At 60.4% G+C, this 14,024-nt stretch carries 12 protein-coding genes and 1 pseudogene; 3 read left to right on the forward strand and 10 right to left on the reverse strand.

The window, feature by feature from the left end:
• Positions 1-2 precede the first annotated feature (2 nt).
• From HL671_RS22455 to HL671_RS22500, 10 genes are all read right to left on the reverse strand, one after another.
• On the reverse strand, positions 3-2,204 hold the full coding sequence (locus HL671_RS22455; RefSeq protein WP_172238659.1) for a heavy metal translocating P-type ATPase: 2,202 nt from the start codon (positions 2,202-2,204) through the stop codon (positions 3-5).
• A gap of 26 nt (positions 2,205-2,230) precedes the next feature.
• Positions 2,231-3,373, reverse strand: a complete 1,143-nt coding sequence (locus HL671_RS22460) for an OpgC family protein (protein ID WP_172238662.1) — start codon at positions 3,371-3,373, stop codon at positions 2,231-2,233.
• Between the two features lie 133 nt (positions 3,374-3,506).
• The gene (locus HL671_RS22465; RefSeq protein ID WP_374050114.1) at positions 3,507-3,995 is read right to left on the reverse strand and encodes a hypothetical protein; all 489 of its coding nucleotides are present in this window, start codon (positions 3,993-3,995) and stop codon (positions 3,507-3,509) included.
• The gene (locus HL671_RS22470) at positions 3,995-4,366 is read right to left on the reverse strand and encodes a hypothetical protein (RefSeq protein WP_172238665.1); all 372 of its coding nucleotides are present in this window, start codon (positions 4,364-4,366) and stop codon (positions 3,995-3,997) included. Before HL671_RS22470 ends, HL671_RS22465 begins: the two co-directional genes overlap by 1 nt.
• Positions 4,363-7,572, reverse strand: a complete 3,210-nt coding sequence (locus HL671_RS22475; protein ID WP_172238668.1) for an efflux RND transporter permease subunit — start codon at positions 7,570-7,572, stop codon at positions 4,363-4,365. The genes HL671_RS22470 and HL671_RS22475 overlap by 4 nt, the downstream gene beginning before the upstream one ends.
• Positions 7,565-7,930, reverse strand: coding sequence for a P-II family nitrogen regulator (locus HL671_RS22480; RefSeq protein ID WP_172238671.1), 366 nt, complete (start codon positions 7,928-7,930; stop codon positions 7,565-7,567). The genes HL671_RS22475 and HL671_RS22480 overlap by 8 nt, the downstream gene beginning before the upstream one ends.
• Positions 7,920-8,867 carry a divalent metal ion exporter adaptor subunit IhpB gene (ihpB, locus tag HL671_RS22485; RefSeq protein WP_172238674.1) on the reverse strand — a complete coding sequence of 316 codons (948 nt, stop codon included), beginning with the start codon at positions 8,865-8,867 and terminating at the stop codon, positions 7,920-7,922. The genes HL671_RS22480 and ihpB overlap by 11 nt, the downstream gene beginning before the upstream one ends.
• Complete coding sequence (ihpA, locus tag HL671_RS22490; protein WP_172238677.1) at positions 8,867-10,141, reverse strand: divalent metal ion exporter subunit IhpA; 1,275 nt, start codon at positions 10,139-10,141, stop codon at positions 8,867-8,869. Before ihpA ends, ihpB begins: the two co-directional genes overlap by 1 nt.
• 55 nt (positions 10,142-10,196) lie before the next feature.
• Complete coding sequence (locus HL671_RS22495) at positions 10,197-10,667, reverse strand: hypothetical protein (RefSeq protein WP_246705914.1); 471 nt, start codon at positions 10,665-10,667, stop codon at positions 10,197-10,199.
• Between the two features lie 104 nt (positions 10,668-10,771).
• A complete protein-coding gene (locus HL671_RS22500) occupies positions 10,772-11,458 on the reverse strand; it encodes a ZIP family metal transporter (protein ID WP_172238680.1) in 687 nt (228 codons plus the stop codon).
• A 122-nt stretch (positions 11,459-11,580) separates the two neighbouring features.
• On the opposite strand from HL671_RS22500, the gene HL671_RS22505 reads away from it, so the two are divergent.
• The 3 genes and pseudogenes from HL671_RS22505 to HL671_RS22520 all read left to right on the forward strand — a co-directional run bounded on the left by HL671_RS22505 (position 11,581) and on the right by HL671_RS22520 (position 13,957).
• The gene (locus HL671_RS22505; protein WP_172238683.1) at positions 11,581-11,823 is read left to right on the forward strand and encodes a DUF2171 domain-containing protein; all 243 of its coding nucleotides are present in this window, start codon (positions 11,581-11,583) and stop codon (positions 11,821-11,823) included.
• A 336-nt stretch (positions 11,824-12,159) separates the two neighbouring features.
• Positions 12,160-13,226, forward strand: a pseudogene (locus HL671_RS22510) (DMT family transporter).
• A gap of 404 nt (positions 13,227-13,630) precedes the next feature.
• Positions 13,631-13,957: an ArsR/SmtB family transcription factor gene (locus tag HL671_RS22520; protein ID WP_172238689.1), complete on the forward strand. Its 327-nt coding sequence runs from the start codon at positions 13,631-13,633 to the stop codon at positions 13,955-13,957.
• Positions 13,958-14,024: the final 67 nt, after the last annotated feature.

Genomic DNA, 14,024 nt, shown 5'->3' on the forward strand with positions numbered 1-14,024 from the left:
CTTCAATTCCCGTCCTTCCCTGTGCTTGCAGGCTTGTTAGGTAAACGGAGCAGCCGCAGGGCGTTCATCGTTACCAGCACGGTCGCGCCAGTGTCGGCCAGGATGGCCGGCCATAGCCCAGTGATCCCGACGATGGTGGTGACGAGGAATATCGCTTTTAGCCCGAGCGCGACCGTGATGTTCTGGCGAATGTTGGTCATTGTCCGCTTCGAAAGATCGACCATGGCCGCGACATCGGACACCCGCCCGTGCAGCACGGCGGCGTCGGCGGTCTCCAGCGCGACGTCGGTGCCGCCGCCCATGGCGATGCCGACATCGGCGGCGGCGAGCGCGGGTGCATCGTTGATGCCGTCGCCGACCTTGGCGACGGACCAGCCGGCTTTCTGAAACTGGCTGACGATACGCTGCTTGTCCTCGGGTAGAAGCTCGGCTTCGACGTCGATCCCCAATTGCCGGCCGATGGCGGTGGCGGTACGGCGGTTGTCGCCGGTCAGCATCACCGTCCTGATCCCTGCGTCTGACAACAGCTTCAAGCCCGTCCTGGCATCCGGACGGGGTTCGTCCCGCATGGCGATCGCGCCGGCGATCCTGTCGTCCATGACGAGCAAAGAAACCGTCTTGCCCTCGTCGTTGAGGGTCAAGATCCGGGTGTTTTGTTCGGTGGTGACGGGGGCGAATTCAGCGACTGCTTTTGGCGAGCCGAGGAATATCCTTATGCCCTCCACCATCGCCCCGACCCCCTTGCCGCCGACCGCCGTGGCATTAGAAGCCGGCGGCAACCGGATTTGCTGCTCCGCCGCCTTGGCAAGGATCGCATTAGCAAGCGGATGACTTGATCCGGACTCGAGCGTAGCAGCGAAACGCAGGACCTCGCCCTCGCTGCGCTCGAAGCCGATGATATCTGTGACCTCGGGTTTACCCGCAGTGAGCGTGCCCGTCTTGTCGAAGCAGGCGACGGTAATTTTGCCGATCTGCTCTAGAACGGCTCCCCCCTTTAGCAGAAGGCCCCGGCGGGCACCTGCGGATAGGCTGGCAGTGATTGCTGCAGGCACAGAGATAACCAGGGCGCAAGGACAGCCAATCAGAAGAATGGCCAGGGCCTTGTAGATCCAATTGCTCCACGTGCCGTCGAAGAGCAACGGCGGGACGCTGGCCACCAGGGCCGCGACCGCGACCACGCCGGGAGTGTAGTATCGCGAGAAGCGGTCGATGAAGCGTTCGGTCGGCGCTTTGGACTCCTGCGCCTCTTCGACAAGCTTCACCACGCGGGCGATCGTATTGTCTGCCGCAGCGGCGCTCACGCGCACCCTCAGCAACCCGTCTCCGTTGACGGTACCGGCGAACAGGTTGTCGTCGCGGCCCTTGCGGATCGGCGTGCTTTCGCCGGTGACCGGCGCTTCGTCGATCGAACTCTCTCCGGACACGATGACGCCGTCGGCCGGGATCCGGTCGCCGGGACGCACCTGAATCAAGGCGCCGACCGAAAGTGAATCCGCCTGGACCTCGCGGACCTGACCGTCTTCCTCAAGCCGGGCAGTCTTCGGAACGAGTTTGGTAAGGCTTTGGATGCTGGCGCGGGCGCGGCTGGCGGCGACGCCCTCAAGCATTTCGCCGATCAGGAACAGGAAAACGACCGTTGCCGCCTCTTCTGTCGCCCCGATGAAGACCGCGCCGACCGCGGCAATTGTCATCAGCATCTCGATCGAGAACGGCGTTCCCGCCATTGCAGCGGAAAATGCGCGCCTCGCGATCGGGATCAGGCCGACCATCATCGCCAGCAAAAACGCCCATTGCTCGATGGCTGGAAAGGCTTTTCCCATTGCGAAAGCGACCGCAAGAGCTGTTCCAGACGCGATGGTTAAGTCGGCCTTGCTGGATTTCCACCAAGGCTGATCCGAAGGAGCATCAAGATGAGAATGGCTGCCGGGGGATGCGGACATGCCCTCGTCGTCGCCAAAAGCATTGCTCCTATCGGGGTCAGAGCGAGCTACCCGGTAGCCGAGATTCGAGATCTGATCGCGGATATTGTCGGCGTCTACCCCGCCGGCGTCGCGGCGGACCGTCACCGTGCCGCCCGTCACCGAGACGGCGACCTCAGTGACCCCGCGCATTCGCCGGAGAGCGTTTTCGATCTTCGTGGCACAGGATGCACAGTCCATTCCGTCGACGCGAAAGCGCGTGGTAATCGAAGCCGCTGGCGCCATCGTTTTCGCTCCATGACGCTCTGACATCATACGACCCTCAAACGGTCGGGCGTCGATGCCGGTCGGAGGTTCTTAATCCACGTTCGGTAGTAGGCGACGGCTGTCATCAAGGCGATGCCGGATAGGCTGACGAGCAACTGAAAGGCGATTGAGTCGGAAACCAATTCGATGAGGAAGCACCCGACGAACGACAGGAATATTCCGACGCAAAATACTTCGAGGGAGCGCTCGCCGCAGATTATCGCGGGACGCAGGACGGGAAGCTTCAACGCCCTCGCGCTACGCGGGACCAATCTCGCGACGACCAGCGCGAGCGCAAGGAAATGCAAGATCCGATACGGTGCCAGATTCGTCTTGTCGTTCGGGAGGAACAGATCGGCGATCGGTGCCGGAATTGCCGACGAAAAACCGAAACGCGCAGCGAGTGTGACGGCGAAGCCGAACAACAGGAAGAGCGCGGCCGACCACAAGACCAAGCGGGATGCCATCAACCGCCTCAACAGGCCGGCTCCATCAAGCGAGATCCAGGCGCCGATCACGAACAGAAACTGCCAGGCAAAGGGATTGAAATACCACTCGCCATCGGGATAGCTCGCGAGATTCCAATCAAAGGTCCGGGCCGCAACATAGATTGCGAACGAAGCCGCGAGCGCCAGGCCGGGCGTCCGCACCAATAGCCAGAGCAACGGCGGGAACGTGGCCATCAGCGCGATGTAAAGAGGCAGGACGTCCAGATTGAGCGGCTTGAATTCCAGCAGCAGCCCGTGCTTCAGGAATTCGATCGGATCGGCGATCAAACGCCGGATGTTAAATTCGTCGAGCAGATAGGCGTGGCCGTAGTTCTGGGCCACGTAGCCGATCGCGACGACATAAACAACGAACAGCAGTATATGCGCGACGTATAGCTTCCAAGCCCGAGCAAGAATGCCGACCGCGGCCACGACAAAGCCATCGGCGCCCATCGTCCGCGAATAGACGAGCGCGACCGTGTAGCCGGAGATGAAGACGAACAGGTCGGCTGCGTCGCTGAACCCGTAGTTCTTCATCGTGATCCACGCGACTACGTTATTGGGAATGTGGTCGAGAAAGATCGCCCAGTTCGCCAGCCCGCGGAAAAGGTCCAACCTGAGATCTCGACCCGCTTCGTTCTTTGCAATCGCTGTGTTCATTTCATCCATAGCGTCGCGATTGCAACGTTCCCATTCGAAGATTTGATGCGGAAACGCATCTTTTCAGCCTGTGAGTTGTCGCTCACGATCGATTCCCTGCCCGCAGCGGACGGCTTTGGGGGCACTTTCAAATTCAAGTCTTCCCCTCCTCGCGCAGCCGCTTGTAAAGCGCAGCTACGGCGTCCGAGAAATCCAGCGAGACGTTCCGCGCGCAGTAATCTTCCAGAAATTGAAGTTGTTTGATCAGATCAAAGGACACCGGAGCGAGGTCGAGACCCTCATCAACGCCGGGCGGCCGGCTCGATATGATTCCGCTCATGAAACCCTGCGCCCACGCCAGGTAATCTCTTCGAACGGCAGGACTGGTTCTCACGTCGTCTTCGAACCGTCGACATGTCGTGGCACCCAGACCGACGATGGTCGCCTTCAGTCCTTCCGACCGGGCGGGGCCGCCTACGTCGGCAGAGAGGACGGCGGCCCAGGACAGCGCCACGACGCAGAGTTGACGGCCGGCGCGCGGACCAGCCGCGTTCATGCGGGCTTGCGGCTTAGTTCCGAAGCCGGCATCGCCGTTCGCTCGACGCCCGCTCGACGTCCTGCTCTCGTGGTGCGCAGAGATCATCACTTCTTGAACTTCACCTGACCGGATTTTCCTTCGGCAGTCTTGATGGTGAGCGTGATCGTCGTTCCCGACGCTATGGCGGTTTTCGCGTCGCCCTTCAGCGAATTCTCTCCTTGTGGAGCGAGCGCAACGGTTTCCCGCGCTGATCCTCCAGCGACGAGCACGGCGGCACTGTAGCCCTTGGTTGCGATCGGCGTGTGGTTCTTCGCATCGAAGACATTGATCGTGATTGAATTGCCGGAAGTCAGCAGTTCCGCGTCGACGCCGGCCACGTCGAGCATCAGGCCGCCGTTGGGACCTTTTTCGTATTCCTCGGCAGAGGCCGGAGCAGCGAACAGTAGGGTGGCGATTAACAATAGTGCGTATTTCATGGCGTGGCTCCTTCGGTCGCGGGTGATTTCGATCCGCCGTTCTCCAGATCCTCTCGTCTGAACAGCACGTAGAGGGCAGGCAGTACCAACAGGGTAAGGATGGTGGACGAGATGATTCCGCCGATCACGACGGTCGCCAAAGGCCGCTGCACTTCCGCGCCGGCGCCGGTTGCGATTGCCATCGGGACAAAGCCGAGCGAAGCCACGAGCGCGGTCATCAGCACGGGACGCAGACGGGTGAGGGAACCTTCGCTGACCGCTTCGACGAGAGGACGTCCCTCCTTTCGAAGTCTTTCGATAAAGGTAATGATGACGAGGCCGTTGAGAACCGCCACCCCTGACAGGGCGATGAAGCCGATGCCGGCACTGATCGACAGCGGAATTCCCCGTAGCAGCAGCGCCACGATGCCGCCGGTCAAGGCCAGGGGAACGCCGCTGAAGACCAGCAGCGCATCCGGCATGGAGCCCAGGCTCATGAACAAAAGCAGGAAGATCAGCAGCAGGGCGATCGGCACCACGATGGTCAGCCGCTGCGTCGCGGACACCAGTTGCTCGAATTGGCCGCCCCAGCCGATCCAGTAACCGGGCGGTAGCTTGACCTTGGCTTCGATCTGTTGCTGCGCGTCGGCTACGAACGACCCCAGATCGCGACCGCGCACGTTGGCGGTGACGACGACTCTCCGTTTGCCCTGCTCCCGGCTGATCTGGTTGGGTCCGGGCGCCAGATCAATCTGAGCCAGTTCGGAAAGCGGCACGTAGCGAATTTGGGATAGCGGTGAGTTGCCCCAGACGGCGGGGACCGCCTTCGGCTGGTTCTCCAACGGCGGCAGCGGGACAGGTAACGCCTTGAGCGCCGAGATATCGGAACGCAAATGCTCCGGAAGGCGGACGACGATATTGAACCGCCGGTCGCCCTCGAAAACCATTCCGGAATTTTTGCCGCCGACCGCGATCTCGACCAGGTTCTGGACGTCGCCGACGCTGATGCCGTAACGGGACAACGCTTGACGGTTTAGCTTTACCGTCAGTACCGGCAGCCCAGACGCTTGTTCGGTCTTGACGTCGGCCGCGCCCTGAACGTTTTGCAGGATCGCCTGGACCTGTGCTGCAGATTGAACCAGCGTATCCAGGTCGTCGCCGAATACCTTGACCCCGACGTCGCTGCGAACGCCCGATATCAGTTCATTGAACCTCTGCTGAATCGGCTGCGATATCTCATAGACGTTGCCCGGGATCTCTTCGGCCGCCTCCTGGATTTCCGAGACTACGCTCGCCTTCGGCTTCTCCGGATCCGGCCATTCCTTTCGCGGTTTCAGCATAACGTATCCGTCCGACGTGGACGGCGGCATCAGATCGGTAGCGACCTCCGCCGTACCGGTCCGCGCGAAAACTTCCTTGACCTCCGGAATTTTCATCAGCCGCTTTTCGACCATAGCCTCCATTTCCAGCGACTGAGTCAAGCTCGTTCCCGGAATTCGCACCGCTTGCAGCGCGACGTCGCCCTCGTCCAGGCTGGGAATGAATTCGCCGCCCATGCGGGAGGCGGCAATGCCGCAAACGACGACCAATAGGCCCGCAATGACCGCCACGCCCCATCTGTTCCGGATCGAGGCTGCGAGCAGCGGCGTGTAAACGTGACGGGCGCCGCGCATGAACCAGTTCTCATGCTCGGACACTTTGCCTGTCACCAATAAGGCCACCGCTGCCGGCACAAACGTTAGCGACAGGATGCTGGCGCCGGTGAGCGCCATCAGCACCGTCAATGCCATAGGCGTAAACATCTTCCCTTCGACGCCGGTAAGCGTCAGGATCGGAAGGTATACGACGCCGATGATAAGCGTTCCGAACAGGCTGGGACCGATCACTTCCCGCGATGCCGCCAGTATCGTCTCGAAACGCTCCTGGCGGTTGAGTATTCGGCCGAGCCGGCGCTGCTCCGCCGCCAGCAGGCGCAGACAATTCTCCACAATGATAACGGCGCCGTCGATGATGATGCCGAAGTCGATGGCGCCAAGGCTCATCAAATTAGCGCTGACCTTGTTCTCCACCATGCCCGTAATGGTGAACAGCATCGCCAGCGGGATGACGAACGCGGTCGCGATCGCGGCTCTGAAATTGCCGAGGATCAAGAAGAGGATGACGATGACGAGCAGTGCTCCTTCAACGAGGTTCTTTTCGACCGTCGCGACCGTCGCCTCGACGAGATGCGTCCGATCATAGACGGCCCTCGCAATCACGCCGTCCGGCAACGATCGTCCGATCTCCTTAAGTTTGGCGGCAACGCGTTGGGCCACCGTCCGGCTATTTTCGCCGATCAGGAGCATGGCGGTGCCGAGCACGACTTCCTTCCCATTAACGGTTGCTGCGCCCGTCCGCAGGTCCTTGCCTTCTCTGACGTCGGCGACATCCGCAATCCGTACAGGCACGCCGTTACGCGTACCGATAACGATTTCCTTGATTTCCTCGACATTAGCGACTTGCCCGGGCGTACGGACGAGGTACTGCTCGCCGTTGCGTTCGATGTAGCCGGCACCGACGTTTGCATTGTTGGCTGCCAGCGCCGTCATCACTTCGCGGAAACTGAGCTTGTAGGCCATCAGCTGCGCGGGATCCGGCAGCACGTGGAACTGCCGTTCGAACCCGCCGATGGTGTTGACCTCGATGACGCCGGGTACGTTTCGTAGCTGCGGCTTGATGATCCAGTCTTGGATCGTCCGCAGATCGCTCGGCGTGTATTCGCCACCGCCGGCCTTGCGTGCTTCCGGTTTTGCTTCAACGGTAAATAGGTAGATTTCCCCGAGCCCCGTGGAGATCGGACCCATGGCAGTTTCGATACTGGCGGGTAGCTGGTCCTTGACCTGCTGGATTCGCTCGTTGACCAACTGCCGAGCGAAATAGATGTCGGTACCGTCCTTGAAGATGACCGTGACCTGGCTCAAGCCGTAGCGAGACTGCGACCGGGTGCTGTCCAAATGCGGGAGTCCCCCCATCGCGGTCTCGACGGGGAACGTGATCCGCTGCTCGACTTCCAGCGGCGAATAGCCGGGCGCCCGGCTGTTGATCTGGATCTGGACGTTGGTGATGTCCGGCACCGCGTCGATCGGAAGGCGCGTGAAATTCCACGCGCCGAAGGCCGCCATCAGCAGGACGCCGATCATAACGAGCCAACGCTGGCGGATGGCGAATGAAAGGATCGCATCAATCATGGGGTTGCTCCGGACGTTTGCCGGTTTCTCGGATACGTGCAAACGACTGAACAGGCGTCGTGTAGACGACGCCGTCGCCCTTGCGTCCCGTCCACGCGGCTGATGCGATGCGCCCACAGATGTCATCGGCGAGTTCGGACCGGCAGACCAATCTCAGCTCCAGGTATTGATGGTAGGAAAGATCCGTCTCCGTCGACATGTAACCGCCGCCCTGTCCGCGCCCTCTCCCCTGTCCCCGCACTTCGTCAAAGGTGAAGCCGGGGAAGTCAGGAAGGTCGTGCAGCGCGCGGACGACGTGACCTTCCATGTGGGGCCTGATCAGAGCGGTGATCAAAGTCTTGCTGCCATCAGTGCTCATCGCTGCCCGCTCCTTTTGCCATCTCGGCCTTCACGATGAAGCTGTTCTGCGCAGCGTAGACGTCGCCTTCGAGAACGCCGAAAATGATTTCGACCAGATGAGGGTCTCGCTCGCCGATCTCCACGTCGCGGGCGTCGAATTTTTCGCCGTTTCGGACGAACACGACCGTCCGGTTTTCGACCGTCTGCAGCGCCGAGGACTTGACGGCCACCCCGACCTTCTTTGCCGACAGGGTCAGCCGGCCCGTGATGAACAACCCGGGACGAAGCCGTTGTTCGGAGTTCGTCACAATGGCTCTGGCAATCGCGCTCTGGGTGTCACTGCTGCCGACCGGCGACAGATACGAAACCTTGGCCTCGATGGCCGTTCCGCCATCGGCCGGATCGATGAAGACCTGGTCACCGATGCTGACGCGCTTCAAGTCGCGGCGGTACACCGAGAAGTCCACCCACACCGTCGACAAGTCGGCGATCACGAAGGCGGGCTTCTGCTCGGAGACGTATTCCCCCAAAGTCGTCTGACGATCAATGACGGTGCCAGCGAGCGCCGCCTTCAATTCATACTGCGTCAGGCTCTGGTTGCTTTCGATAAGCGCCAGGACATCGCCCTTCTGAACAACGTCTCCGATGCGCTTGCGCACGTCCCGCACGATCCCGGGAAAGCGCGGCGTCACCTGGACTAGCGATTCCTGATTGGGCTGGACGATGCCATTCAACAAGAGGCTGTCCCGCAGCACGCCGGGCGAAGCTTTTGCCAGCTCGATCCCGGCCGCCTGGATCTTGGCATCGCTCAACGCGACGCTGTCCGCATGTTCTTCCTTCTCGGCCTTCTCGGTAGGTGTCGTCTTCGATGTCGCTGGAAGCAACATCCGGTATCCGCCGTAGGCAAGGGCGGCCGCGACCAGAATGAATACGGAATATCGGACAATTGCCTTCATTATCTTGAACTCTCGCGGGTTAGCGTAAACGGGTTGCCGGCGAGCCCTTCGATCGTCGCAATGGCGATATGAAAGTTCTGCAGCGCCTCCTGCTCGCGCAGGAGCGCCTGCACTAGCGAGCCCCGGATATCGAGCAGTTCAAGCAGGGTAAAACGACCCTGCGAATAACCGCTGAAGATCGTTTCCGACGCGCTGCGGGCATTGGGAATGACCGATGAACGCAGCAGGTTCATCTCGGCCAGGGCCCCGGTGAGAGTGTCGTAGGCGCGGCCCACGATGCTGATCAGGACAAGCTTGTTGATGGCGCGCTCTGCATCGGTTTTTGCCAGCGTCTCCTGGGCTGCGATGATGTTGCCCGTGTTCTGGTCAAACACCGGGATTGGAATCGAGACGCCGAGCCGGACCGCGTTGTCGTTGGTATCTTGGAAATGCCGCCAGCCTGCAGAAATGCGCGGATCGGGAATCGCCTTCAGCCGCGCGATCAGGAGCTCGGCATTGCGTTGGGCCGTGACCGCAGTCCACCGCAGCAACTGCGGATTAGCTTCAATGGCCTGGATGATGGTCTGGAATGGCGGTGGCTGGCCGATAGTCGCGAGCCGTCCGACTGCTTTGCCGAACCGCGGGCTGCTGTCGCCCAAGAGTATCGCCAGATCGCGACGGGCCAGGGCTAACTGCGTTTTGGTGCGCTCGCGTTCGACGCGGAACAGATCGGCGGCAACCTGGGCCCGCAAGGTCTCCGCCGGAGACGACGCGCCTTCCTGGACGCGCTTCTGAAGGAGCGGAATGAGCGGATCGAAGCTTGCGATCTGCTCATCGAATATTTCGATGCGGCGTTGTAGGCTGATGATCGTGATGAACGCGATCGCGGTCTCGGAGAGCACTTCAAGCCGAGTTGCCCGGCGCTGCCAAACGGCAGTGCCGATGCCCGCCTCGCCCGCCGCGATCCGCGCTTCGCGCTTGCCCCCCAATTCGACGAGCTGGCTGAGTTGCAGGTTGGTTTCTGCCGACCGCAAGCCTTTATAGGGCCCCGATCCCAACGCGTTGTCGAGTTCGAACGAAACGTCCGGATTAGGGAGCGCGCCGGCCTGGATCCGCAGCCCGCCGGCGATGCCGATATCCCGCTCGGCCGCCGTCAGGCGCGGGTTCGCAGCCAATGCCCGCTGCAGTGCCTGCGGCAAGGAAATAGCTGGCAAAGAACGTTCGGCAGCTCGAGCTGGAAATGTAAGTAAAACCAATGCGCACGTCAGGCGCAGGGCATCTCGGACCAAAACCATACAAAAGACCTGAAAAGCACGAAGACGACGCGGCTAGACCGCGCGGCGGCGATGTTCAGGCCAGATGTTTGGGGGGCGGCGTATCAAGCCGAGGGTGGTCTTCGAACTGGAGCTTAGGCGGAGCGAAGTACAGCGTCACAGGGCGCGTGGAGGGCCCGGCATCCGTGACGAGCGCCGGCATCATGACCGGAGCACAAACGTAGCAATGCCCCGCAAGCACGGGCGATTTTTTGCCGCCCTCATCCGGGCCGTCGTCGGGCATATTGCCAGAATCAGATGAAATGGCGGCTGCGACAGCTTCGTCCGTGCAGGAAATCGTGTGTACCAGACCGACGAAAAGGTAGGAAAAGGCAAGGAATATCAGCAACGTCCGGCGAAGCCCCGGTGCTTGCATTCTCGGCAGTTTCTGACCGAACCGACGTCCCATGTCGTCGGGATAACAAATTTCGTTTGCGAACACTATTACAATGTTGGCAGTCCGTTTGGGAACTTCAACCTTGCTGGTCAAAAATGATGCCTGACCCATTTGCCAGCGTCACCGCGAACGCGGCCTCCCATCCGACCTTGGACAGCCATGCTCGAAAAGGGTGTGTTTGCACGTCTTGTCCCGCGACGAAGAAGCCTCGGTATTCAACCGGCGAGTTCGTCCAACAGAAGAATCAGCAGAAAACCCACGAAGAAAAGACTGGTGACCCACGGCTTTTCCGGCGCCGAATGAGCTTCCACCAGAAGCTCTTCGGTGACGAGATATAGCAGCGCTATCAGACCGAACGAAAAGAATGCCGCGACCCAGAAATTAGGCAGATGGCTGACGGGAATGCCGACAGCCGCCCCGATCGGCAATAGCACCGCGAGACCAGAGACCACGGCAAGAACCTTCATAGGTTGCCGGATGGCTTCCGACAATTCGCCGGTGAGCGACAGCCCCAGAAAAAGCACTTCGATCGTGAGCGCAACCGTAAGGAGGAAACCCTGCTTGGCGCCGGCGGCGAATCCGATGCCGAGGACCAATCCGTCAATGAAGATGTCCACCGCGACCATGATCACCAGGCCAAGGGTGCCTTTGGCCTTTTCGCCCAGACGTTTGATCAGGAGCATGAGAAGGATGCCCGCGGCTCCTCCAAGGACGACCGCCCAAACCGATTGGCGATGTTTTATGTCCGGGAGGAGTTCCCCGGCCGCGGCGGCGAACACGACGCCCGCCGCAAAATGCTGAATGGCCGCGGCGATCACCGGCGTCGGTCGCCGCCAGAGTGCGACGGCAGCTCCCAGCACGACGGCGACACTCGGGATCAAAGTGTAGAGCCAGCCGGCCATCATTACCCTCGGCCGGCTAGGGCCTGCGGCGCGGATTCGCGCGCGAGCGGGCCGACTGACTGGCAAAGCAACCTTAGCGACCGTGGCGCGTTTCTCATTTCCAAACCCACAGGAGATTGCCGATGCCGGACACTTCGCAAATCAAAGAGCACATGGACGTGATTTCATCCGACAAAAAGACCGTCGGCAAGGTCGATCATCTAGACGGAACCGACAAGATCAAGCTGACCAAGCAAAGCTCGCCGGATGGTGACCATCACCACTTCATACCGGTCGCCTGGATCGACCACGTCGACCAGCACGTTCACCTGACAAAATCCGGCGCGGATATCACGGCGCACTGGGAACACGAAGGCCGAAAGTAACGTCAACGGCGAGTCTACACCCCGGCTGGCGCCCGCCGGTCGGGCACACCCTTCCACACTATCAGCGACTTGGCGTCTGTGGCGTCGGGCCGCCACGACCGCTGCGGTCCTCTTCTTTCCGGCGGAAGCGCGATTCCGGAGAAGATGTTTTACCAGCGCCACCGACGCCACAGATCAGAACGAAGAGAATCAGCGCGCGGAACGAACCATGCCCAACGTCATGGCAATCTCCATACCATTCACCATGGGGTCACCGTGCTATGCTGAAGCAGCAAGAGGTTACGACTACCGACACGAGGCATCACACAGGTGACCCGCCCGTGGTAGGGTAAAAGCATGTTGCAGAGCCCCAAGTCTCATCTCTGGCCCGGCGTTCCAATGGCGCTGGCGTCCGCGGTACTTTTCGGGGCCTCGGCGCCGCTTGCCAAACTCTTCTTGGGTTCAGTTCCGCCGCAGATGCTGGCGGGATTGCTGTATCTTGGTGCCGGCGCAGGACTGGCCGTTGTCCATTCTGGTCGGAACGCTATTGGCATTCCTGCAGCAGAGGCAGCGTTGCGCTACAAGGACCTGCCTTGGCTGACCGCTGTCGTGATTTTCGGCGGATGCCTGGCCCCGTTGCTGCTCATGTTGGGCCTGCAGCAGACCTCCGCTTCGTCTGGCTCCTTGCTTCTCAACCTCGAAGGTCTGGCCACCATGGGCATCGCATGGTTGATCTTCAAAGAAAATGTGGACGGCCGCTTATTGCTCGGAGCATTTGCGATCGTCATTGGCGCGATGGTCCTGTCGTGGGATGGAAATAGCATCAAGTTCGATGCCGGCGGCGGAATGATCGCGGGCGCCTGCTTGGCGTGGGGCCTCGACAACAATCTCACACGAAAACTTTCCTCCGCAGACCCGGTTGTAACGACCTTGATAAAGGGGTTGGTGGCAGGAACAGTAAACGTTGGTTTGGCTCTCGCGGTGGGCTCCTCACTTCCGTCTATTTCCGTTATTGGCGCTGCGGCTTTGGTTGGGTTTCTGGGCGTCGGCGTGAGCCTGATTTTATTCGTGCTTGCGCTACGGCATTTGGGCACTGCGCGGACTGGGGCTTATTTTTCGTTGGCCCCCTTTATCGGAGCGGTTGTCGCGATCCTGCTGCTCGGTGAACCGCTTACGGGCCAATTGGCGCTCGCCGGATTGTTAATGGGCTGCGGTCTTTGGCTGCATCTCACCGAGCGACATGAGCATGACCACCAGCACGAATTTCTCGAGCATGACCACAGCCACGTGCACGACGAACATCACCAGCATTCACATGCTGAAGCGGCGGGAGCGGAGCCGCATTCACACCAGCATCGCCATGAGCCAATTCGCCATAAGCATCCGCACTACCCGATTTGCATCATCGACATCCGCATAGTTGAGTAATAGGTTTCACGCATTTCGCCTTGTGTAACAGCGACCGACGCGGTTTATCAAACTTTCCGGCTTGGCGAACAGATATGGATGGTCTTCCACCGCGCGAGCGAGACCAATGACTGAAATTCGATAGTGTGAGGCCCGCTGCGCAAGCCGGCCGTACACCATGAAGACGAGCTGGAAGCCGGTTCGTTCTTTCAGCTCTTCGGCCGTGGCGTGCCTGCGGCGCAATGCTGCCGAATCCGGAGGACGGCGAAATCGTCGAAATCCCTCCATCAAAGCTTGAAAGCCGGAACGTATCACTTGCAAGCTCCAGACTAGGTCGGACGTGAATGTTCGATTGCGGCTCATAAAACTATAAAACTAGGATTATAGTTGTAATCTTTTTGAGATTGCGGTATGTGGGACCATGAACCGCAAGCTCGCTGCGCGCTGCCTCGCCGAATTGGGCAATTTGACTCGCCTGGACATTTATCGGCTACTCGTTCGGGCCGGACCGTCGGGCCTCAATATCACCGACATCCAAACCCGCCTCGATGTGCCGGCCTCGACGCTCGCCTTTCATCTACGCGGGCTGGTTGGCGCGGGCCTCGTTGCGCAGGAGAAAACCGGACGCGCGGTGACCTGCCGAGCGCAATACCATCAGATAGATGCAGTCATCGAGTTCTTGCGCGAGCACTGCTGCGAAGGCTTTGAGAGCGATTTGCCGGCGGCGGTGACGCGCCGAGCGAGTTGACACTTGCGAACGGTGGACCCGCGATCTTCGGCTCTCCACTATGGCTGGATCATACTGGGTGCGGGCA

It is taken from the genome of Bradyrhizobium denitrificans (assembly GCF_013179005.1).
GTDB lineage: Bacteria > Pseudomonadota > Alphaproteobacteria > Rhizobiales > Xanthobacteraceae > Bradyrhizobium > Bradyrhizobium denitrificans.

Coding starts and splice junctions, on each gene's coding strand:
- HL671_RS22470 (WP_172238665.1), bottom strand. CDS start 4,366: ATGAAATACGCACTATTGTTAATCGCCACCCTACTGTTCGCTGCTCCG.
- HL671_RS22460 (WP_172238662.1), bottom strand. CDS start 3,373: ATGAACACAGCGATTGCAAAGAACGAAGCGGGTCGAGATCTCAGGTTG.
- HL671_RS22475 (WP_172238668.1), bottom strand. CDS start 7,572: ATGATTGATGCGATCCTTTCATTCGCCATCCGCCAGCGTTGGCTCGTT.
- HL671_RS22465 (WP_374050114.1), bottom strand. CDS start 3,995: ATGATCTCTGCGCACCACGAGAGCAGGACGTCGAGCGGGCGTCGAGCG.
- HL671_RS22480 (WP_172238671.1), bottom strand. CDS start 7,930: ATGAGCACTGATGGCAGCAAGACTTTGATCACCGCTCTGATCAGGCCC.
- HL671_RS22455 (WP_172238659.1), bottom strand. CDS start 2,204: ATGGCGCCAGCGGCTTCGATTACCACGCGCTTTCGCGTCGACGGAATG.
- HL671_RS22520 (WP_172238689.1), top strand. CDS start 13,631: ATGAACCGCAAGCTCGCTGCGCGCTGCCTCGCCGAATTGGGCAATTTG.
- ihpB (WP_172238674.1), bottom strand. CDS start 8,867: ATGAAGGCAATTGTCCGATATTCCGTATTCATTCTGGTCGCGGCCGCC.
- HL671_RS22495 (WP_246705914.1), bottom strand. CDS start 10,667: ATGGGTCAGGCATCATTTTTGACCAGCAAGGTTGAAGTTCCCAAACGG.
- HL671_RS22500 (WP_172238680.1), bottom strand. CDS start 11,458: ATGGCCGGCTGGCTCTACACTTTGATCCCGAGTGTCGCCGTCGTGCTG.
- ihpA (WP_172238677.1), bottom strand. CDS start 10,141: ATGGTTTTGGTCCGAGATGCCCTGCGCCTGACGTGCGCATTGGTTTTA.
- HL671_RS22505 (WP_172238683.1), top strand. CDS start 11,581: ATGCCGGACACTTCGCAAATCAAAGAGCACATGGACGTGATTTCATCC.